This is a genomic window from Paenibacillus agaridevorans, assembly GCF_018604145.1.
GTDB lineage: Bacteria > Bacillota > Bacilli > Paenibacillales > Paenibacillaceae > Pristimantibacillus > Pristimantibacillus agaridevorans.
On the sequence record NZ_CP075889.1, the window covers coordinates 2276793 to 2296456 of the forward strand.

22 protein-coding genes, 1 pseudogene and 1 other annotated feature are annotated in these 19664 nt (G+C 52.6%); of the genes and pseudogenes, 3 read left to right on the forward strand and 20 right to left on the reverse strand.

What is annotated here, in order from left to right; translation table 11 throughout:
- Positions 1 to 13: 13 nt before the first annotated feature.
- Complete coding sequence (locus tag KJW29_RS09225; protein ID WP_214629559.1) at positions 14 to 1693, reverse strand: glutamine--tRNA ligase/YqeY domain fusion protein; 1680 nt, start codon at positions 1691 to 1693, stop codon at positions 14 to 16.
- Positions 1694 to 1860: 167 nt separating this feature from the next.
- Positions 1861 to 2122, reverse strand: a binding site (T-box leader).
- Between the two features lie 142 nt (positions 2123 to 2264).
- Between KJW29_RS09225 and KJW29_RS09230 the strand changes: the two genes are divergently transcribed.
- Positions 2265 to 3464 carry an oxalate decarboxylase family bicupin gene (locus KJW29_RS09230; protein ID WP_214629560.1) on the forward strand — a complete coding sequence of 400 codons (1200 nt, stop codon included), beginning with the start codon at positions 2265 to 2267 and terminating at the stop codon, positions 3462 to 3464.
- Between the two features lie 57 nt (positions 3465 to 3521).
- On the opposite strand, the gene KJW29_RS09235 is transcribed toward KJW29_RS09230, so the two are convergent.
- A complete protein-coding gene (locus tag KJW29_RS09235; RefSeq protein WP_214629561.1) occupies positions 3522 to 4790 on the reverse strand; it encodes an MFS transporter in 1269 nt (422 codons plus the stop codon).
- Positions 4791 to 4930: 140 nt separating this feature from the next.
- Between KJW29_RS09235 and KJW29_RS09240 the strand changes: the two genes are divergently transcribed.
- A complete protein-coding gene (locus KJW29_RS09240) occupies positions 4931 to 5473 on the forward strand; it encodes an NADPH-dependent FMN reductase (protein WP_087568693.1) in 543 nt (180 codons plus the stop codon).
- Positions 5474 to 5566: 93 nt separating this feature from the next.
- Here KJW29_RS09240 and KJW29_RS09245 read toward each other — a convergent pair whose 3' ends face one another.
- The 12 genes from KJW29_RS09245 to KJW29_RS09295 all read right to left on the reverse strand — a co-directional run bounded on the left by KJW29_RS09245 (position 5567) and on the right by KJW29_RS09295 (position 15579).
- The gene (locus KJW29_RS09245) at positions 5567 to 6790 is read right to left on the reverse strand and encodes a M20 metallopeptidase family protein (RefSeq protein WP_214629562.1); all 1224 of its coding nucleotides are present in this window, start codon (positions 6788 to 6790) and stop codon (positions 5567 to 5569) included.
- Positions 6787 to 7683, reverse strand: coding sequence for an L-serine ammonia-lyase, iron-sulfur-dependent, subunit alpha (gene sdaAA, locus KJW29_RS09250; RefSeq protein ID WP_214629563.1), 897 nt, complete (start codon positions 7681 to 7683; stop codon positions 6787 to 6789). Before sdaAA ends, KJW29_RS09245 begins: the two co-directional genes overlap by 4 nt.
- Positions 7680 to 8363 carry an L-serine ammonia-lyase, iron-sulfur-dependent subunit beta gene (sdaAB, locus tag KJW29_RS09255; protein WP_214629564.1) on the reverse strand — a complete coding sequence of 228 codons (684 nt, stop codon included), beginning with the start codon at positions 8361 to 8363 and terminating at the stop codon, positions 7680 to 7682. Before sdaAB ends, sdaAA begins: the two co-directional genes overlap by 4 nt.
- Positions 8364 to 8390: 27 nt before the next feature.
- Positions 8391 to 9461 (reverse strand): dihydrodipicolinate synthase family protein, encoded by a 1071-nt coding sequence (locus KJW29_RS09260; RefSeq protein WP_214629565.1) that lies wholly within the window; start codon positions 9459 to 9461, stop codon positions 8391 to 8393.
- Positions 9461 to 10477: an NAD-dependent epimerase/dehydratase family protein gene (locus KJW29_RS09265; RefSeq protein WP_214629566.1), complete on the reverse strand. Its 1017-nt coding sequence runs from the start codon at positions 10475 to 10477 to the stop codon at positions 9461 to 9463. Before KJW29_RS09265 ends, KJW29_RS09260 begins: the two co-directional genes overlap by 1 nt.
- A gap of 114 nt (positions 10478 to 10591) precedes the next feature.
- Positions 10592 to 11908, reverse strand: a complete 1317-nt coding sequence (locus tag KJW29_RS09270; RefSeq protein ID WP_214629567.1) for a hypothetical protein — start codon at positions 11906 to 11908, stop codon at positions 10592 to 10594.
- A 36-nt stretch (positions 11909 to 11944) separates the two neighbouring features.
- The gene (locus KJW29_RS09275; protein ID WP_214629568.1) at positions 11945 to 12154 is read right to left on the reverse strand and encodes a helix-hairpin-helix domain-containing protein; all 210 of its coding nucleotides are present in this window, start codon (positions 12152 to 12154) and stop codon (positions 11945 to 11947) included.
- Positions 12155 to 12186: 32 nt separating this feature from the next.
- Entirely contained in the window at positions 12187 to 13377 is a 1191-nt protein-coding gene (locus KJW29_RS09280) for an MFS transporter (protein ID WP_281426344.1), read from the reverse strand.
- Between the two features lie 97 nt (positions 13378 to 13474).
- Positions 13475 to 13915 (reverse strand): DUF6376 family protein, encoded by a 441-nt coding sequence (locus KJW29_RS09285; protein WP_108992631.1) that lies wholly within the window; start codon positions 13913 to 13915, stop codon positions 13475 to 13477.
- Positions 13916 to 14106: 191 nt separating this feature from the next.
- Entirely contained in the window at positions 14107 to 14241 is a 135-nt protein-coding gene (locus tag KJW29_RS36465) for a hypothetical protein (RefSeq protein WP_281426345.1), read from the reverse strand.
- An 11-nt stretch (positions 14242 to 14252) separates the two neighbouring features.
- A complete protein-coding gene (locus KJW29_RS09290) occupies positions 14253 to 14777 on the reverse strand; it encodes a YfiT family bacillithiol transferase (protein WP_214629569.1) in 525 nt (174 codons plus the stop codon).
- Between the two features lie 82 nt (positions 14778 to 14859).
- Positions 14860 to 15579, reverse strand: a complete 720-nt coding sequence (locus KJW29_RS09295; RefSeq protein WP_214629570.1) for a YebC/PmpR family DNA-binding transcriptional regulator — start codon at positions 15577 to 15579, stop codon at positions 14860 to 14862.
- 174 nt (positions 15580 to 15753) lie between these two features.
- Between KJW29_RS09295 and KJW29_RS09300 the strand changes: the two genes are divergently transcribed.
- A complete protein-coding gene (locus KJW29_RS09300; protein WP_214629571.1) occupies positions 15754 to 16272 on the forward strand; it encodes a TlpA family protein disulfide reductase in 519 nt (172 codons plus the stop codon).
- Between the two features lie 27 nt (positions 16273 to 16299).
- Here the strand turns inward: KJW29_RS09300 and KJW29_RS36035 are convergent, their stop codons facing one another.
- The 6 genes and pseudogenes from KJW29_RS36035 to KJW29_RS09325 all read right to left on the reverse strand — a co-directional run bounded on the left by KJW29_RS36035 (position 16300) and on the right by KJW29_RS09325 (position 19642).
- A complete protein-coding gene (locus KJW29_RS36035; RefSeq protein WP_246608823.1) occupies positions 16300 to 16689 on the reverse strand; it encodes an antibiotic biosynthesis monooxygenase family protein in 390 nt (129 codons plus the stop codon).
- 18 nt (positions 16690 to 16707) lie between these two features.
- A pseudogene (locus tag KJW29_RS36040) lies at positions 16708 to 17220 on the reverse strand (GNAT family N-acetyltransferase); the annotation flags it as partial.
- Positions 17172 to 17672: a putative immunity protein gene (locus KJW29_RS09310; RefSeq protein WP_214629573.1), complete on the reverse strand. Its 501-nt coding sequence runs from the start codon at positions 17670 to 17672 to the stop codon at positions 17172 to 17174. The pseudogene KJW29_RS36040 and the gene KJW29_RS09310, both read right to left, overlap by 49 nt.
- 3 nt (positions 17673 to 17675) lie before the next feature.
- Positions 17676 to 18227 (reverse strand): pyridoxamine 5'-phosphate oxidase family protein, encoded by a 552-nt coding sequence (locus KJW29_RS09315; RefSeq protein ID WP_214629574.1) that lies wholly within the window; start codon positions 18225 to 18227, stop codon positions 17676 to 17678.
- On the reverse strand, positions 18211 to 18771 hold the full coding sequence (locus KJW29_RS09320) for an NUDIX hydrolase (protein WP_214629575.1): 561 nt from the start codon (positions 18769 to 18771) through the stop codon (positions 18211 to 18213). The genes KJW29_RS09315 and KJW29_RS09320 overlap by 17 nt, the downstream gene beginning before the upstream one ends.
- Before the next feature lie 409 nt (positions 18772 to 19180).
- Positions 19181 to 19642: a shikimate kinase gene (locus KJW29_RS09325; protein ID WP_246608824.1), complete on the reverse strand. Its 462-nt coding sequence runs from the start codon at positions 19640 to 19642 to the stop codon at positions 19181 to 19183.
- Between the last annotated feature and the right edge of the window lie 22 nt (positions 19643 to 19664).

A 19664-nucleotide genomic window follows, 5' to 3' on the forward strand; every position in this document is an offset into this window, starting at 1 on the left:
ATCATAAAGGACTTTATTTTTTGTTCCACGAATCCTTAAGCGGAACGATCCGGTTAAACACCGGCCCCTCGTTCGTTGAAGGTCCAACGTCCGCAACAAAATAACCATGCCGGAAAAACTGCAATCGGTCTCCGGGCGCTGCCTTGCCCGCAATCGGTTCGAACTGAGCGGCATACAATTTGATTAGCGAGTTGGGATTCAACCACTTCGACCAATCTACTGCATCCTCCTTGGGTATGTTCTCATCACGGAGCAGTCGATCGTATAGCCGTACTTCTCCCGCTGCCGCATGCGCCGCCGATACCCAATGAATGGTGCCCTTCACCTTACGTCCGGCAAAGCCCGTTCCGCTCTTCGTCTCGGGATCGTATGTGCAGTGGACCTCCAAAATATCGCCGCTTTCAGGATCTTTTACGACCTTCTGACAGCGAATGAAGTATGCGCCCTTAAGTCGCACTTCGCCTCCTGGCTGCAGCCGATGATAACCCGGCACCGGGTCCTCCATAAAGTCATCCTGTTCGATATAGATCGTTCGGGAGAAAGGGACCTCTCTTGATCCCAGCTCGACATTCGAAGCGTTATTTTCGACTCGCAGCATCTCTTCCGTATCTTCCGGATAATTTGTGATCACGATTTTCAGCGGCCGAAGCACGGCCATTACGCTTATAATCGATTCCTTCAGGTCTTGGCGCAGGCATTGGTCCAGAAGCGAGATATCGACCGTGCTGTAGGATCGGATACTCCCGATTTCCTCAATAAAGGAACGAATGCTTGCCGGCGTATACCCCCTTCGTCTCAAGCCTCGAAGCGTTGGCAGTCTCGGATCATCCCAGCTATCTACATGTCTTTCCTCTACAAGCTGGCGCAGATAACGTTTGCTGGTCACAACACCGGTCAACCCCACTCGCCCGAATTCCCGCTGTCTTGGCGGTTCCTCGTATCCAAGCTCCGCAAGTACCCATTCATACAAAGGACGATGATCCTTGAATTCGAGCGAGCATAACGAATACGTAATCCCTTCGATCGCATCCTGAATGGGATGGGCAAAATCGTACATGGGATAGATGCACCAAGCCGCCCCGGTTCGGTAATGATCGGCGTGAATGATCCGGTACAGCACGGGATCTCTCATGTTCATATTCGGGGACGACATGTCGATTCGTGCACGCAGCACCTTGGACGCCGTCTTATACCGGCCTTCCTTCATTTCTTGGAACAACGCAACGTTTTCTTCGATGGAACGATTGCGGTACGGACTATCCGCACCCGGTTCGGTCAACGTGCCCCTGCCCGCCGCCAACTCGTCAGGCGACAAGTCGCAGACGTAAGCTTTTTCCTTCTTGATCAGCGTCATGGCGGCTTTAAAGAACATCTCCGAATAATCCGACCCGTAGTAGACATGGGACCCTGGATCGAAGCCTAGCCACTTTATGTCTTCGAGGATCGCCTCCGCGTAAGCGGCATCCTCCTTGAGCGGATTGGTGTCGTCAAATCGCAGATGGAACCGGCCTCCGTACGATCTCGCGATTTCCGCATTTGTCATGATCGCGTACGCACTTCCGATATGGAGATAACCGTTCGGCTCCGGCGGGAATCGTGTTGCCATAGGGCGATGAAACGGGTTATTATGCAACTCTTCGCGTATAAGATTGGCCAAGTAGCCCTCTTCGGGTTTGTTAATATCGGTTGACATGGCAGACTCCTCCTTATGAGCATAGCAGCAATTTGAACCAAGGTGAAACGGCTGTCGCCGTCCTTTGACGGTGCAGCGCGCAACATTGCCGAGAATTATAGGTCAAGTATGGAGTAAACTTATACTTTCCTGTAATTTAAAAAAACTTCACCTCCAAGACTTGTCGTCTTGGGGACGAAGTTGTTCGCGGTGCCACCCCAGCTTTATCAATATGTCGCCATATTAACCTCTTCAAGTACGGCATGCGCAAAACTCCCCGCATGATTATACTCTAGCTCTGTAACGGGAGCTCCCGTCTTACCATCCTCGGGTCCGATTCCGGTAAGCCGCTCTGAGGCTTGGTTCGGCGAATGTCACTTGGCTCCTTCTCAGCTGCCGGAGCTCTCTGTACAAGATCGTTTTCCCTACTCTTCTCGTCGTCGCATTTAAGATATGGGGATTATTCTAACAAATGAAGCTCCTGTTTGTAAATAGCTCTCATCGATAGGATGGATATTTGGCGTTAGCCGCACATATTCATGATACGATGATTTCAATCGACACGGCAATGTCCGTAAGGAGGTCCCGGTTCATGAACGATAACAATTACCAACCGTCGGCACCCGTTCCTATCCCCCAGCCCATTCGGAGCGACGGAGCGGGCGGCGTCGACCGAGGTCCGCGGGATGTGCTCAGGGATATGCAGAACCCGGATATGCTTGTTCCACCGAAGACGGATAATGGTCTGCTGCCGAATCTCCGGTTCTCCTTCTCCGATACCCATATGCAATTGAATCATGGCGGATGGTCGCGCGAGATTACGGTGCGCGAACTTCCGATCGCCACCACGCTCGCTGGCGTCAATATGTATTTGAAGCCTGGCGGCGTTCGCGAGCTTCATTGGCATCAGCAGGCGGAATGGTCCTACATGCTGCTGGGAAAGGCGCGGATTACAGCCGTCGATCAGAATGGCCGCAATTTCATTGCGGATGTCGGCCCCGGCGACTTGTGGTATTTCCCTCCGGGTATCCCCCACTCCATCCAGGGACTGGAGGAAGGCTGCGAGTTTCTGCTTGTTTTCGACGATGGCGCATTCTCGGATTTGAACACGTTATCGCTCTCCGATTGGTTTGCCCATACACCCAAGGAAGTGCTGTCCGCCAACTTCGGCGTGCCGGAGTCCGAGTTCGATGGAATTCCGAAGGAACAGGTCTATATCTACCAGTCGATTGTTCCCGGCAGCGTCGCCTCTACAGCCGTGCAATCGCCTAATGGCGCCGTTCCGCTTCCTTTTTCGCATCGAATGCTTGCGCAGCCGCCCATGAAAATGCCCGGCGGCAGCGTCCGCATCGTCGATTCCACCGTTTTCCCCATATCCAAGACGATAGCTGCCGCTCTGGTGGAGATCGAGCCTGGCGGCATGCGCGAGCTGCACTGGCATCCCAACAACGATGAATGGCAATACTATTTGACCGGTCAAGGACGAATGACCGTTTTCGGCGGCGAGGGCAATGCGAGAACCTATGACGTGCGGGCCGGAGACGTCGGTTACGTGCCGTTCGCCTTTGGGCATTATGTACAGAACACGGGTACGGAATCGCTCTGGTTTCTGGAAATGTTCAAGTCCGACAGGTTCGAGGACGTCTCGCTTACTCAATGGATGGCGCTGACGCCGCATGCTCTCGTCGAAAGCAATCTTAATGTTTCTCCCGCATTGATCTCCAAGCTGAACAAAGTGAAGCAGCCCGTCGTGAAACATCCGGGTTATACCTATCAGAACAGTCATGATTGATGAACGAAAGGCATCCCCTTAGGCAAGGAGATGCCTTTCTTCAGCTAATTGATGCCGCTAAGTCGCCTGTTCCCGACGTTTCGCGTTCGACCATAACAAAACCGGAATAAGCAACAAGGACAGAAGTCCTCCGGCAAGCGACAACGTAGCGTAACTTGAGTAATCCACGATTACGCCCGACAAAGCGCCTCCCGAAGCGCCTGCAAGCGCAACGAGGACATCGATGTTCCCCTGCGTTTTGGCTCGAACGGATAACGGAGTTGCATCTACGATTAGCGTCGTGCCGCTTATCAAACCCAGATTCCAGCCCAGTCCAAGCAGCGCGAGTGCCGTAATGAGTATCGGCATGGAGTCGCCAGAACCATACGCGGACAAGAGACCGGCGGCAAGCAATACGATTCCCGCAGCCGATGCCATCCGCATCCGCCCGATTTTATCGATAAGAAGGCCTGTAAACAACGACGGCAAGAACATGGCGCCGACATGGATGCCGATGACGATGCCGACTTGCGACAAGCCATGTCCGTGATGCTTCATATGGACGGGCGTCATGGTCATAATCGCGACCATGACCATCTGCGTAAGAAGCATAACGGTCGCTCCTGCCGCTAAACCTCTTTTATTGATTACATTCAATAGCTCCGGACCTTTGCCGCCGCTCTTTAATTGCTCCTGCTCCGCAAGCGTACGTGCCGCGAAAAAAGGATCCGGACGAAGCAAAATAAACACGATCAGTCCAGCCAACAGAAAAGCTGCGGCTCCTAAAATAAACGGACCCGCTAGCGGAGGAATGCCCCAGGACCGGGCTACGTTCCCCATCACTTCGATGAGATTAGGACCCGCCACGGCCCCGAATGTCGTTGATACCAACGCCATGCTGACGGCGGTCGCGCGTTGATTCGGTTTCGCCAGATCCGTGCCCGCATAACGGGCAAGCAGATTCGTCGCAGTACCTGCTCCGTAGACGAACAAGGAAACGAATAACAAAACGATGTTTCCGTAAACGGCTGCTATAATGACGCCGATCGCTCCCAAGCCGCCCGCTCCGAACCCGATGACAAGACCCGGTCTTCGCCCCAGACGCTGGGTAAACCGGCCAATCAGGAAGGCGGTCAGCGCCGAACCTAATGTCAACAGTGCCGTTGGTAAGCCCGCATAGCTGGCTGTTCCTAACATCTCTTCCGCAAGCAGAGCGCCGACCGTAACCCCTGCTGCCAATCCCGCTCCGCCGAACAATTGCGACAACAGAACGACGATCATCGTCCGTTTAAATAGATGTTGCTGATTTATAGCTTCAATAAGACAAACCTCCTCTGGTCCTTTCATTCACCATGAATAAAAGTATTATGAACGATATCGGCAAGTTCCGCCATACCCGCGAGCAGAAAATGAATGAAACCGGACAAAAATGGTTATTTAAAAGGTAGGTCCCAAACCAGGTCCAATCTTATGAGGAGTTGATTACGATGGCAGGATTAAATATCGGCATCATTTTGGGAAGCACGAGACAAGGTCGCGTTAGCCCGCAGGTGGGGCAATGGGTGAAGGAGGTTGCGGATCGACGCGGCGACGCCAATTACGAAATTGTCGACATCGCCGACTACAAGCTGCCTCTTCTTGGCGAAGAGGACGCGACGGAACAGGCAACGGCGTGGAATACGAAGCTGGCTAGCCTTGACGGCTTTGTATTTATCGTTGCAGAGTATAACCACAGCATCACGGGGGCGCTTAAAAACGCGCTTGATTACGCTCGCGACTCCTGGAACAACAAAGCAGCCGGCATCGTCAGCTACGGCTCCGTTGGCGGCGCTCGCGCAGCCGAGCATTTGCGCGGAATTTTGGGAGAGCTGTCCGTTGCCGATGTTCGCATACACGCCGCATTGTCCTTGTTTACGGACTTCGACAATGGCGAGTTTAAACCGGCAGATCTGCATCTGACGAACGTAAACGGCATGCTGGACCAAGTACTCGCTTGGAGCGGCGCCCTTAAAACTCTGCGCATCTCATAATCCACCATCAGCAAACATCATGATAAAAGGCTGATCCACGTCACAATATGGAGACGATGAATCGGCCTTTTTATTTTTCCATCTAAAAAGAATTTATTTGGTTTTTTGGACTGCATCTGCGAGAACCTGCAAGCGGTTGACCGCTATCTCCGCAAGCAAGGCTGCTCCAATGGGAAGGCATTCCTCATTCAACGTATATTTCGGATGATGCAGGCCGTATGCCGATTCGGCGTTGTCCGGCGGACCGGAGCCCAGCCAGAAAAAGCAGCCCGGAATCTCGTTCAAATAAACGGAGAAGTCTTCTCCGGCGAGCGTCGGCTTGGCTTCTTCTCTCGCTTCTCGTCCGATCAGGCCGTCAATAATCGCTTCGGTCGCCTCTGTCTGTTCCCAATGATTTATGAGGACTGGCACTTGCTCGATGTATTTCAGTCGCGCTTTGCATCGATGACCCTCAGCGACGTGATTGACGATTCGTTCGATCCGCTCCGGCAATGTCACGCGGACTTCCGGATTAAACGTGCGCACAGTGCCGGTCATAACGGCATACTGCGGAATAACGTTGTTGGCATTGCCGGAGGTTATGCTGCCTATCGTAACGACTACGGGCTCGAACGGGGACAGTTCCCGGCTTACGATTCCCTGCAATGATTGTATGATGGCTGCGGCGCAGACGATGGGATCGATGCTCTGATCGGGGATGGCGCCATGGCCGCCTTTTCCCTCCAGCGTAATTTCGATCCGGTCCACGGATCCCATCAACGGTCCTTGTTTCGTCGCAACCTTGCCAGCCGGCAAAGTCGGCAAGTTATGCAGCCCATACAACTCGAGAACATCTTGCAGCGCCCCATCCAATATCATGGCGTTCGCGCCGGCGTTCACTTCTTCGGCGGGCTGGAACAGCAGGCGCACGATGCCGGGCAAACTTTGTTGCCGGTGCAATTGCTCCAGCAGCTCCGCTGCTCCGATCAGCATCGCCGTATGGGCGTCATGCCCGCAGGCGTGCATCAGACCGGGTCGATCCGATGCAAAGTCGAGATCCGTCTCCTCCTGAATCGGCAGCGCATCTATATCTGCGCGCAACGCAACCACCGGACCTTCGTTTTCACTCCCGATTTCGGCGATAATCCCATGTCCTCCGACATTGGCACGGTAAGGTATGCCGATTCGATCTAATTCGCGGCAAATCCTCTCTGCCGTTTCAGACTCCTCCAGGCTCAACTCGGGGAATCGATGGAGCTCCCTTCGCCACTCCGTCAGAGCGGGTGCCAGTCGTTCTGATTGTGCCAGCATATCGAATCGATTCTGGGAAGATATCATTCTTTTGCCTTGCCTCCCTTGCCGTAAAGCTGGTTCATAATTTTTCGGCCCGTAGGCGTCTGAGCAAGTCCGCCCTTGGCGGTCTCCCGATGTTTCTCCGGCATAGCCGCCCCAACCTCCAGCATGACATCGATCACTTCGTCCGATGGGATGACGCTGCGAACGCCGGCAAGAGCCATGTCCGACGCGGCCAGCGCCGTTATCGAACCAAAGCCGTTGCGTACGATGCATGGAATTTCGACGAGGCCGCCTACCGGATCGCAGATGAGACCCAGCGAATTTTTTAAGGCGAGTCCTACGGCATGCACCGCTTGCTCCGGCGTTCCGCCGCGAAGCTCCGTTAATGCCCCGGCCGCCATCCCGATTGCGGAACCAACCTCTGCTTGACAGCCGCCCTCCGCCCCGGAGACAAACGAATTGTTGGCAATGACATAGCCGATTGCGCCTGCGGCGAACAATCCGTACACCATATGCTCATCGCTCCAGCCGAATCTCTCCTGCGTGCTGACGAACACGCCGGGGATGATGCCGCAGCTGCCGGCGGTTGGGGTTGCGATCACGCGCCCCATCGAAGCGTTTACTTCCGATACCGCAAGCGCATAAGCCATGGCCGTACAAGCCGATTCGCCGAGCGCAGGCATGCCTGAATCCGAGAAATACGTCAGAACCCGTTTGGCATCGCCTCCCGTTAAGCCGCTCCTGGACGTTGTATCCTCCTGGATTCCCTTCCGTACCGCCTCTTTCATCACACCGTAGTAGGCCGTCATTTGTTCCATGATGGCGGCTTCGCTTGCGCCGGTTTCCAGGGATTGCTCCAGAACCATCAGTCGTCCCATCGTTAGCGATTCCGTCAAACACAGCTCCTTCAGCTCATTGAGACTCGAAAATCTCATGACTGCGCCTCCTTTTTCATCAGATCGATGATGCAGACCTCGTTGACGTCGGTCAGTTGTTCCAATCGTTGCTTGGCTTTCGGCAGAAGCCTTTCGTCGCTTTCGATGACGGTCAGCGCCTCGCCGTTGCGCATCTTGCGGTCCACTTCCATATAGCTGATATTAATGCCGGCTTGTCTGGCAATATCCGATATCTCTGCAACCATCCCTGTACGATCCTTGTGGTAAATCAGCAGGGTTGGGTAGACGGCCGTAAATTTCACGTCGAAACCATTTACATTAATAATTTCAATGCTTCCGCCGCCGATGGAACAGCCCGTCATCGTTACTTTTCGACCGTCTCCTTGCAGAAGCATGGTTACCGTGTTCGGATGAACGTTCGGCCGTGTCATCGGCACGAATTTAATTTGCATGCCGAGCTGCTCGGCATGCTGTATGGAATTCCGGATACGCACGTCGTCGGTGTCCAGATCCAACAGTCCTGCAATGATCGCGAGATCCGTTCCATGGCCGACGTAAGTGTCGGCGAACGATCCGTAGAACCGGATTTCCGCCTCATTTGGCATAACGCCTAACGCTTGCCTGGCGCATCTGCCGAGCCTTACGGCGCCGGCTGTGTGTGAGCTGGAAGGGCCGATCATGCTCGGGCCGATTATCGAAAAAACGTCCTTGAATCGCAAGCGGGTTCCCCTCCGTAATGTGCGCCTCTAATCGTTGGCCAGCCACTTCGTTAAATTCGCCTTAACGAATTCGTCGTCATGCAGATGCGGGTATTGTTCATATACGCGGTCGATCTCTTCCGATTGCCCCGGGGAAAGTTTCTCGTCCGGGTTCAAGCACCAGGTGCCGCGCAGCAAGCCTTGTCTTCTTAACACTTCATGAATGCCCGGAATGCAGCCTTCGAAGCCATGCGCCGGATCAAAGAATGCCGCGTTGGAATCCGTCACCTGGATATTCCGAGTCAACCATTCCTTGCTGAAGACGCCTTCCTTACGCACGGCTTTAATCTCTTCCAGCAGCTCAACGGCTTTATTCGTCCATACGGCCCAATGGCCAAGCAACCCGCCGACGATCGGCTTCTCTACGGTCTCGCCATCTACATTAAACCGATACGTCGTAAGCAGGTCTGCGACGATATTATCATCGTTGCCCGTATACAAGGCGATCTCGTCCCGACGCGAAGAAGCGCATACCGCACGCACGACATCGATTGTCTGATATCGATTAAACGGCGCCATCTTAATCGCTACGATATTAGGAATTTCGGCAAAAGCGCGCCAGAATTCATAGCTGAAAATCCTTCCTCCGACGGACGGCTGCAGATAAAAGCCGATAACCGGCAGGATCGCCGCGATGCGCTCTGTCCGCTTGAGGATTTCGGCTTCGCTCCAGCCCTGCAGTCCGCCCATGCTGAGCAATGCCGCGTCGTAGCCGAGTTTTCGGGCAAGCTCGGCTTCCCCGATCGCTTGCTCAGTCCCCCCGCATACGCCTGCAACCTTAATAAATGGCCGGTTCAGCGACGCGGCATCCACTTCTTCCGCTGCCATTCGCAGAACGGTCTCGAACAAATTATGCTGCGGTTCGCGGATTTCGAATTGCGTAGAGTGGACGCCTACGGCAATGCCGCCCGCCCCTGAAGCGATATAATATCTCGATAAGGCTCGTTGGTAGTTTTCGTCCAGTTGACGGTTCTCATCCAAAGCGAGCGGATGCGCTGGAATGACGAGCCCATCCTGCAAAGCTTTCAACAGCTCCGGCGATAACGTTTGTGCAGCCATTAGAAGTTCCCCTTTCGTTCTTGGAAGTGCGTCGGCTTATTCCAGGTTGCGCCGCCCTGCAGCACCCACTCCGCCGTCCAATCGATCATTTGAAGCAGAGACACGCGCGGATAGCCGAATAATTGATGCGACTTGGCCGCATTATTAAGCAACGCCGTCTCGGATTCTGTGCCTTCAAAGAGCGCTTCCTTGCCAAGCCGCTTCGCAATTTCGGTTGCCGCCCACCTGATGGATACCGTCTCCGGACCCGTAATATTGATCAGCGTCGGCGGGCTGGAGCAATGATTTAAGCTTCTAAGCGCCATCGCGTTTGCATCACCTTGCCAAATGACGTTGGCGAAGCCCATCGTCAAATCGATGGAGCGGTTCTCTTGGATCGCTTTCGCCAGCTCAAGCAGAACGCCGTATCTCATGTCGATGGCGTAATTGAGTCGATACATAGCCATCGGCGTGCCGTTTTTGTGGGAATGGTATTCGAAGATCCGTTCTCTCCCCAGCGTCGATTGCGCGTATTCGCCAAGCGGCTCCGGCGCGACCGATTCGCTGGCGCCGCCGCTGCTGACCGGCTTGAACGGATAGATATTGCCAGAGGAGAACACGACGATCCGGGAATCCTTGAACTTCTCCGCTACGCGGCCGGGCAGATAAGTATTCATCGCCCAAGTAAAATGTTCGTTGCCCGTTGTACCGAACTTGTTGCCGGCCATATAGATAACGTTCGCCGCATCCGGCAGCGAAAAGAGCGACTCGTTGTCCAGCAGCTCGCAGGAGATGGTCTCCACGCCGAACTCTTCCAGTTCTCTCCTTGCTTCCTGATTGGAAAATCTTGAGACGCCGATGACCCGTTTATTCAAGCCGCCTTCGCGTATCGCATTCATCGCCAATCTGGCGAGACTGGGCCCCATTTTGCCCCCTACTCCAAGCAGAATAATATCGCCCTCCACCTTCGACAAATCGCTCACCAAGGCTTGTGACGGCTCGGCCAGATTGGCTTCCAGTTCCGTTATCGTTTTCATATATGTGATGACCTCCAATCGTATGATTACGTTCATCTTACGACCGAAAGCTATATAAAGACAAGTCTTTAAATTGACTTTATATAGCGACAAAAAAAGGACAAATCGCTGTCATTACAACGATTTGTCCTTCAGAAAGGCGAAACGGAAGAGCTGGCGCGGACGGCCTTTGGGCACTTTCTCCACACCCGAGACCTCCACGAGTCCGTTATCCGTCCATTGCAAGACCAAGCGATGCGCGCTCCGAACCGAGATGCCGAGCGTAGCCGCCAGGTCGTGAACCTTGTATTCGTACTTGCCCGACTTGGCCATATTCGCAAGCAATCTGCTGAGATAAGCGCTGGTCATGCCGGCATCCTCCGCTTGCCGGATCAGGGCTGGTTCAGTAGGAGCAAGCACCGATTGCACCGGATCGGACATCTCGAGCGGGCCGATTACCGTTGCGTCTTCCCTGACGATAAATCCGGTATTGCCGCCTGCTTCCCGGGATTTACGAAGCGCAATTCGCGCGTTTGTGCCGGCTTCGTTTGCAGTCAAGCCGAACCCGATGCCGACGCTTAGCGAGATGCCGAAGCTTTTGTTTGCCTCCTTCGCCAACGGAATCGTCTTGTATCCGCCCGTCTCCCTCTCGAATATGCCCCGGGTCGTGCAGAATAGAAATTCGTCTCCGCTTGCAGACATGGAGTATCCGTCCAGTGATTCGACATATCCAAGCACCATCCGATGGATGTCCAGCTTCAGCTTCTGAACCTCGTGTTCGTTATGCCTTTGCATCACAAGCTTGCCGAAGTCATCGACTTTGATCATGCCGACGACTATTTGCGATTCCTTGCTTCGACGCGATTCCGTCGATAGAAGCGCACGCTCCAAGGTTACGATAATATCCTGCTCCGAGGGCAGCAGCCATTCGTTCGGAATACCTTTTATGTCTAGCAGCTCCGCGACGTCTCCATTGCCAGTAAACGCAATGGAGCAAGCTCCTTCGGTTACGTTCGCGGCATGAAATGCGACCAGCTTATCGGAGCCCGCATGCGCCGGTCCGTCATAGACGATCAGCTTTGTATCCTCGAGCCCGAGATCCTGGAGCGTTCGCGTGATGATATTGCGGGTTAGCGTATCGATGGAGATGCCGCTCTCGAGCTTTCCGGCTTGCATGGCTTTAAAGATCGCTTTATACAAGCCGGCGCCGGTCAACGGCAAGTAATGAACGGGAATGGAAGCCGGCAGCATCTCCTTCACTTTGCGATGCGCCTGGGGACCGGATAGCAGCAGCACCTCTACTTCCTCGCTAAGCCGCGTCGCGACGTTGGGCACCTCTCGTTCATGTTCGACGACGACAGATATGGGCAAAAACGTTGGGAACGACTTTAATACGGCAAGCGTCTTCGAGACAATCGTTTCCGTTCCGATAATTCCGATCTTGATCTGCATACTAATCTGCACCTCTTAGCCTGGCATAGTTGAATGCTACTCTTTGGCATTCGCGAAGGTTAGTCCATGTTCCTCTAGCGACGCTTTTAAAATGCGAATCGCTTTGGGCCCCATGCCATGGAGACGCAGCAACTCGGCTTCGGTTATCGACGTCAGATGATTAAGCGTCGTTATGCCGACATGGTTCATTGCCCGCTCGGCAGGTCTGGATGTTTTGGGCAGCGGAATGGATGTTTGACACATCATCAATCTACTCCTTTGTCTCGATTAGGCTTCGCTTAAGGCGTATCCGTAACATCGATTGCTTTAGGTTTGTACCCTATCCCCCTGATCGCAAAGAGGGCGAACGCCAGTCCCAGAAACAAAAACAAGCTATTAGGCGAAACATATCGAAGCCCAATACCGCCAAGCATCGGCCCTGCTATGCTCCCCAGGCTGAAGTGTACGGAGGCGATCACATTGGCTGACGGCAGCATGCTCCGCGGTACAATATCGGCGGCATAAGCAAGGCCCAAGGAGAAAAACGATCCCACGACTCCGCCGGCAACGATGAACAAGATAAACAATACAAGTAGTTCATCACCTGCGATTGGCACAGTCAGAAAGGCAATAGCCCCAATCATTGCGCAGCCAATCAGGACAGGCTTGCGCCCGATCCGGTCGCTCCATATGCCAAGCGGCAGCTGCAGGACAAGACCGCCGATCCCGAATGCCAGCAGCAGGAACGAGATCCAATGCTGATCCAGACCAAGACGAATCGCATACAACGGGAAGCTGCTGTTCATGGAAGATTCCATCAATCCGTACAACAGTCCGGGAATGAGGACGAACCAAGCCAGCTTGTACGTCTTCAGATGACGCCGGCCCAAGGAAGACGCCGTCGCCGAGCGCTCCGGCCACTCGTTTGGTATTCTCAGGACAAGGCATAATACGATGGCAAAAAAAAGACTACTGACCAGAAACGGAAGCCTCTCTCCGTAAGGCAGCAGATTGATGCCTAGCGGTCCCAGGCTAAAGCCCGTTCCGTAAGCCATGCCGTAAAGCGAGATCGTTCGCCCTCGTTTCTCGGCGGGACTGGAGCTGACGATCCACAGCTGGGTCGCAAAGTGGAGCGAACTGTCCCCGATTCCGACCAGCATTCGCAAGAGAAACCAGACCAGGAGGGAATCCGTTGTCGCAAATAACAGGGTGGAGAGCGTAACGAGCGTAATTCCCGCAACGATCACCCTCTTGTACCCGAACCGGACGACAGGCTTCTCGATCACGAACATGGTGAAGAAAATCCCGATATACATGGCGGCCGAATTCATGCCGTTCAACTCGGACGAAAGGCCCGACCGGTCTAATAAAATGGACAATAACGGCAGAAGCAGGCCTTGGCTCATCCCCGCCACGACGACGACGAGCAACAAAGCCCCTAGTCGAAATTTGGAAGAAAGCAATGCCGGTGCAGATGTCTGTGCTGTCAAATCTTATTGCACTCTCCTTGTTGATTGGAAGAATCCTAGGTTGTCGTTCGCCTATTGTATCGCGAGAACCGAGGATTCGCAATAAGGAGAACGCAGATTAAGGCGCAAGCCCGTTTAGCTGCGTCAGAAGTTCATTTACCTTGCCAATAGTATCCGGTATGCCGGTTGCATCGAATGCCGCCCTGCCTTGCTCGATGTTGGTTAACGCCTGATCCAGTCCTTGTTGCAGCGTATCGTTATACTGAGCGATCGAAGCGTGCAGGTCCTTCGCGTAATCCGGTACGGTAAGGTTACCGTAGGCGACCACCTGATCCTTCAGCTCTACAATCCGCGCCTTCAGATCCGTTCGGGCATCGATATCCGCAACCGCTTTTTCGGCGAGTCCGTTCATGTCTTCGCCGAATGTCTTTAATTCATTCATATACGTCGTTGTTTCCGTGGCGAAATTGACCGTTTGTCCAATCCCGTCCAGCATGCCGCAGCCTTGCGCAAGCAATAACGTAACGGCAAGGATGACCGCGAGTCCTTTTGCTCTCAATGGTACCACCTCCTTCTTCTTGATCACAGACGCCAGTGCAGATGCATCCTACTCTAGCTGTAACCATGTCTCCCTCTACGCAAACCATTGCATTCAGGTTCCATGACACGAAAAGGTTGCAGCGACAATAAAAAAGGCGCAAGCTCCAGAACGGCAAGCTCGCGCCTCGCCGCGATTCTCCATACGCGACGTTATTTCCGCCACTCGGCGGCATATCTTCCATGATCCGATGCTCCGATCCGCTGATCGCCAGATGGCTTAGCAAGGTACGCGCCGATTGTACGGAGATAATTGTCCTCTATAAGGGCTTGTACTTGATCGTCCATGACTCCGTCCCCTACCAGCCCAGCCGAACGGCCAAGCTTGTGATCTGAGCCAGATGATGTTTCCCGTGCCATGCATACATGCCCAGGCAACGGTCCAGCGGTACCGTCTCGCCGGATCCGGGATGGTAGAAAGTGCGAGCGAATTGCTCGGCGCTCATGGATTCAAGCAACGTTACCCATCTACCGTGAAGCGTGGCGATGAGCGAGATCGATGTATCGATCGGCTCCTGCAACGAGTCTGCCAATTCCGCCCAGAGTGCTTCGTCATAGGGTCTGATGGTGGGATGATCCTCGGTCAGGGCCAGCTTGAACCGCATGAGACTATTCATGTGACTATCCGCGAGATGATGAACGACTTGCCGAACCTGCCAGCCGCCCTCCCGATAGGGTGTGGAGAGCTGATCCTGAGTCAAATTCGCGACCGAGTGTTTAAGCAGCAAAGGAAGCTCCGCAATCTCTTTGATCCATGCCGCTCTCTGATCGGAAGTAACCTTGCCTTGGTGTTGAAAAGTTCCAATGGGATACTTGTAGTCCATCTTATTGACTCCTCCCTCTTGTCAGGTCTGGGAAAGGAAAAGCCGCGAGCAATCGCGGCTTCCTTCGGGCGAGTCCGGAAGATTAATCTTCCAGCTCGACGTTATGAAATACTTGCTGAACGTCTTCCAAGTCTTCCAGTGCGTCGATGAGCTTCTCGAATTGCGCTTGCGCATCGCCTGGCAGCGTGATGTAGTTCTGGGCAAGCATCGTCAGCTCCGCTACCGTGAATTCTTCTACCCCGGCCTTCTTGAACGCTTCCTGCACGTTGTGGAATTGATCCGGCTCCGCATAGACGATTACGGCATCCTCTTCTTCGAGGATGTCGCGCACGTCGACGTCCGCTTCCAACATAATGTCCATCACTTCGTCCGCCGTCTTGCCGGTTACGCCGAATACTGCCGTGGCGTCGAACATATAAGCGACGGAGCCGCTCACACCCATGCTGCCGCCTTGTTTGTTGAACGCGGCACGAACGGCCGGAGCCGTGCGGTTTACATTGTTCGTCAGCGTGTCCACGATCACCATCGAGCCGTTCGGTCCGAAACCTTCGTAACGCAGCTCTTGGTAATTATCGTCCGCGCTTCCCTTGGCTTTATCGAGCGCGCGGTCGATGATGGCCTTCGGCACGTTGTACGTCTTGGCTCGTTCCAGAACGACCTTAAGCGCGCGATTGGATTCCGGATCAGGTTCGCCCTTCTTTGCCGCTACGTAGATCTCGACTCCGAATTTGGCATATATGCGGCTTGTATTGGCATCTTTGGATGCTTTCTTTTCCTTGATATTATTCCATTTACGACCCATGCTGCTCCCACTTTCTACGATAATCTATCCTCCAACATTATAACCGATTTTTTATGGGAATGGACAAGTGTCGACGAGATTTTGAACAAAGTTGGTGTTTTGTTTGGATAATCATCCCAACTATTGTATACTGTTGGTGATTAGGATTCGAGGTACACGAAAGGGTGAAATTCGTTGAAACGAAGGCAAACCTTAATCACGTTAACCATTGCGGCGGCCGCTGTCGCGTTCATCTTATATGTGGGATTGGCGAATTGGGGAGGCAAAGCGGAGACGGTGCAAGCCTCTTCCATTCAATTGCAAGAGTTGGGAAGCGAACAACAAGTCACGGTCGATTTCGCAGAGAAACCTACCGTTATCTCGCTGTTCACTTCATGGTGTACCTATTGCAACGAAGATGCGCCGAAGATGGCCGTCTTGCACGAGAAATACAAAGATCGTTTGAATCTGATCGGAGTCAATATCACGAACCGCGATAAGCTGTCGGAAGTCCGCAGTTATGTAGAACGACATAATTTATCGTACCCGATTCTTCTAGATCGGGACGGATCAGTTTATTCGCAATACGGAGGCAGCGGCTTCCCAGCTTTATACTTCGTTAATAAGGCAGGCGAAGTCATCGATGCCATCATTGGGTCAACGGATCTGGAGACGCTGGAAGGACATTTCGCTCGTTTGGCTAACGCTCCATAACAAAACAAGGAAAGGCTCGCCCCCATCTTATTGACTGGGGGGCGAGCCTTCTTCTTTGTCATTTCTTTTGGTTCCGGGTAGCAAATTAGGATGAAAATGCTCCACCACCGGGAACGGGTCATAATAATGATGCAGCAGGCTCTTCCACTCCTGGTAAGCGGAAGATTCGCGGAACCCGACGGTATGATCCTCCAGCGACTCCCAGTGAACCAGCAACAAATATTTGTGATCGTCCTCGACGCAGGCGCGAAGCTCATGTCCCAAATAACCGCGCATGCCGGCTATAATGGCGGATGCTTGAATAAAGCTAGCTTCGAACTCTTCCTTCCTGCCTGGTATGATCGACAAAAGAGCGGCTTCCAGTATTGGCTGCTCTTGATCCTTCGACCGAGGAGCCGCACCGATTCGATACGCCATATGCGCCTCGTCCAAACATTCTCCGTCGACTCGAAGCGCGCACGGCTCCGTGCCATAGGTTACGAATCCTAACGAACGATACAGCTTAAGCGCGCCCGTGTTCGTAGTAACGACGGAAAGTGTAACGATTTCTAATCCGTTCATTGCGGTCGCCCGTTGAATAACCTCTTCCATCAACAACCTGCCAATCCCCTGCCCGCGATGCGAAGATGCGACGTACATGCCCCAGATGAATGCTTTGTGACGCTCCTTGATCGACGTTCCCCGCTTGAAGCCGATCATGCCTACCAAGCGATTGTCCTGGTACGCACCTAACACGAATCCGTTATCGTCGTTCCGAAGTCTGTCACGTATACCTTCATCGGCCGTGTCTTTCGCCTCTTCCCATGAACTGCCGAAGGCGGTAGGATGCAGACGAAGCGCTTCCAGTCGAAGCGACCAGAAGGCTGCTGCTTCCTTATATGGAATGATTCGTATGGTAGTCATGTCGAAACTTTCCCTTCTCTCTCGAGCACAAGTTGATATTGCCATTCTCGAATGGCTTCCACCGAGGCTCCCGGCCCCACTGCTCCCGATGAGTAAGCAGCAGCTTTGGCTGCATAGGTAGCTGCATGAACCGCATGTCCTGTTACATGTGATGTTGCAGCTGCATGCCCTGCAGCTCGGGCAGCTGCAGTCGCCGCATCGTTACCGGCATCTCGGGCAGCAGCGTGCGCGGCAAAAGCGGCCTTGCGCGCTTCGCTCATCGTGATTTCTTTCCTCGACCATGCCCTTCCGGCTTCGATCGCTCTTCGCGGTCTATCATCGCCCGGAACTTGCTTCTCAAATAATGGCAGCACTTGCTCTGCACAATCGGCTGCCCAGGCTACCAATGTCCGCTGTTCCCAATGTTTCACGGCGTTAATTATATCCTTGCCTCGCTTGGAATCCTTAAATTTGATTGTATTCAACTCCATCCCTTCGGCGTCATGATGAATTCGCACGTTTTATAGAAACTTCTCGCCAATAGGTGTCAGTATACCGTCCATACTTGTTGCGTTTTTGGCTTTACGGTATTCCGTAAGCTTCTCTTCCCCTTTATTGCCTGCCCATTGCAGTAGAGTTTCCCTCTCGCCTTCATAACTGTAGAATGGTACGCTGAAGCCGCATGAGGTCTTCACGATATCAATGTCCGCCACAATCATTTGCCGATGTCCCGGCATCAGCTCGAAGCATGGAGCAAGCCCCTCCCACTCTTCCGTATCCGGCAGGACAACCTTTCCTCTCCCATACAATCTCAAAATAAGCGGCTTTCCCTCGAACGCTACGAACATAAATGTTATACGATCCAACACGGAGAGGTGTGCGCTTGTCTCGTTGCCGCTGCCTGTCAAATCCAGATAAGCCACCCGATTGGGCGATAGAATTCGAAACACGTCATGTCCTTTTGGAGATAGATTGACATGGCCGTCAGGAGCTGCAGTTCCTACGAAAAACAGATGCTGTTCCCGAATAAACGTTTCGTGATCAGGTTTAATGCTGTCATAGACAGTTCCCATCGTTTGTATCCCCTTTTTCTTTTCGAATGGCATCCGCTAATTGATACAACTCGGCAAGGTCGGAACGGCCTACGCTATGGAATCTTTGTAAAGCCTCTTCGAGGCTTACGACTTCCACGGCCACGACTTGTTCGCCATCCGGCGGATTTAAGGGCTTACCTACCAATTCCACTTGGCCATACCCCATCAATCTTACAAATCGGGGATGCGGAATATGAGCTTTGTATGGAACCGCGGCATTCGACTCGCAATTGAACTGCCCGAAGATCGTATAGGAAACAAGTTCGCCGCCGAGCTCTTCCATCACTTCGCGTCGCAAGCCGTCCAAATAATGTTCTCCTGGCTCTAAAGTCCCTCCCGGAAGCTCCCACATTCCGTTCTCCACCTGAAAGATGATGTATTTATCCCCTGAGCAAGGCACAATACTAACATTGCTTACTCGCGCCTCGTCCGTCCCAGACGCAAACACGAATGAAGCATGCACAGGTCCCCACTCAATCGGATTGGATAATGTCGGATACAGCGCTAACGTTTCGAGCGGCATTTTGGAAATTCTCCTCTATTTACATAATCAATCCCAATAGTATTATCATATCATCGATCAGGCTTGTTTTCGAACCATACTCTTAAGAAATAATAAGCTGCGAAAGTAAAAATAAACACGGCAGCGCCTATTGACCAGCATCGAAGTCATCTTTGACCTTTTTCGATACCTCAAATGGTTTAATTCTATCGTGAATAAGGATGAGTAAAGCAGTCACTATCGAGAAGTTTAGAATGAGAACACCGGGGATTCCAAAATTGTAATACACTACCGCATTAATTCCGATCATTGCAACAAAAATGAACAGATAACTCATTTGAACTCCCCCGCCCTAAAAGTCAAATATAAATTAACTCGTCCCGCATTTCTTAATTACTCTTTCTTTAACGTTCGGGTTGCTCGCAGGGTCTCATAAATTAAATTCGTTTCGAATTTTTTTGGCAACTTCATCTGGCGACATATTCATATTGTTGATTTTAATATAGTTGCTCCTCGTAATTTCTCCAGGATTAGAATTTAGCCGATGGTTTTCGTAAGTTGTAATTAAATCCTTTTCCGACTTTTCTACATCTCTTTTACTTGGTTTATGCTCGAGTCTATTTGCGGTACGATTTCGTTGCAGTCTTTCTTCTACGCTGGCTTCCAGCTCAACCCAATATACCTGGCCGCCCTTTGACTCAAAGAGCTCCGTTATAGAATGAATGTAATCCCAATCGGATTGGAGATCGAACCCCCACAAATAGGTGAAAATGAACCCCTCTAAATGACTATTTGAAACTTCCTCGAATATTTCCTGACGGATTAAAGCAACTAATCGTTTCCCTGACACAGTCCCATAATCAAAAAATTGCGATACAAAATCAATCGACATGTGATTATGAAATAACTGGAAA

Bases quoted from the DNA above. Each gene is read 5' to 3' on its own strand.
- KJW29_RS09270 (WP_214629567.1), bottom strand. From the start codon at position 11,908: ATGCAGATCAAGATCGGAATTATCGGAACGGAAACGATTGTCTCGAAG.
- KJW29_RS09260 (WP_214629565.1), bottom strand. From the start codon at position 9,461: ATGGCTGCACAAACGTTATCGCCGGAGCTGTTGAAAGCTTTGCAGGAT.
- KJW29_RS09225 (WP_214629559.1), bottom strand. From the start codon at position 1,693: ATGTCAACCGATATTAACAAACCCGAAGAGGGCTACTTGGCCAATCTT.
- KJW29_RS09315 (WP_214629574.1), bottom strand. From the start codon at position 18,227: ATGGGAACTGTCTATGACAGCATTAAACCTGATCACGAAACGTTTATT.
- KJW29_RS09320 (WP_214629575.1), bottom strand. From the start codon at position 18,771: ATGCCGCTCGAAACGTTAGCGCTGTATCCGACATTATCCAATCCGATT.
- KJW29_RS09290 (WP_214629569.1), bottom strand. From the start codon at position 14,777: ATGGACTACAAGTATCCCATTGGAACTTTTCAACACCAAGGCAAGGTT.
- KJW29_RS09235 (WP_214629561.1), bottom strand. From the start codon at position 4,790: ATGAAAGGACCAGAGGAGGTTTGTCTTATTGAAGCTATAAATCAGCAA.
- KJW29_RS09230 (WP_214629560.1), top strand. From the start codon at position 2,265: ATGAACGATAACAATTACCAACCGTCGGCACCCGTTCCTATCCCCCAG.
- KJW29_RS09295 (WP_214629570.1), bottom strand. From the start codon at position 15,579: ATGGGTCGTAAATGGAATAATATCAAGGAAAAGAAAGCATCCAAAGAT.
- KJW29_RS09265 (WP_214629566.1), bottom strand. From the start codon at position 10,477: ATGAAAACGATAACGGAACTGGAAGCCAATCTGGCCGAGCCGTCACAA.
- KJW29_RS09245 (WP_214629562.1), bottom strand. From the start codon at position 6,790: ATGATATCTTCCCAGAATCGATTCGATATGCTGGCACAATCAGAACGA.
- KJW29_RS36465 (WP_281426345.1), bottom strand. From the start codon at position 14,241: ATGGACGATCAAGTACAAGCCCTTATAGAGGACAATTATCTCCGTACA.
- KJW29_RS09275 (WP_214629568.1), bottom strand. From the start codon at position 12,154: ATGATGTGTCAAACATCCATTCCGCTGCCCAAAACATCCAGACCTGCC.
- KJW29_RS09240 (WP_087568693.1), top strand. From the start codon at position 4,931: ATGGCAGGATTAAATATCGGCATCATTTTGGGAAGCACGAGACAAGGT.
- sdaAA (WP_214629563.1), bottom strand. From the start codon at position 7,683: ATGAGATTTTCGAGTCTCAATGAGCTGAAGGAGCTGTGTTTGACGGAA.
- KJW29_RS09325 (WP_246608824.1), bottom strand. From the start codon at position 19,642: ATGTCGATTGATTTTGTATCGCAATTTTTTGATTATGGGACTGTGTCA.
- KJW29_RS36035 (WP_246608823.1), bottom strand. From the start codon at position 16,689: ATGGCGTATCGAATCGGTGCGGCTCCTCGGTCGAAGGATCAAGAGCAG.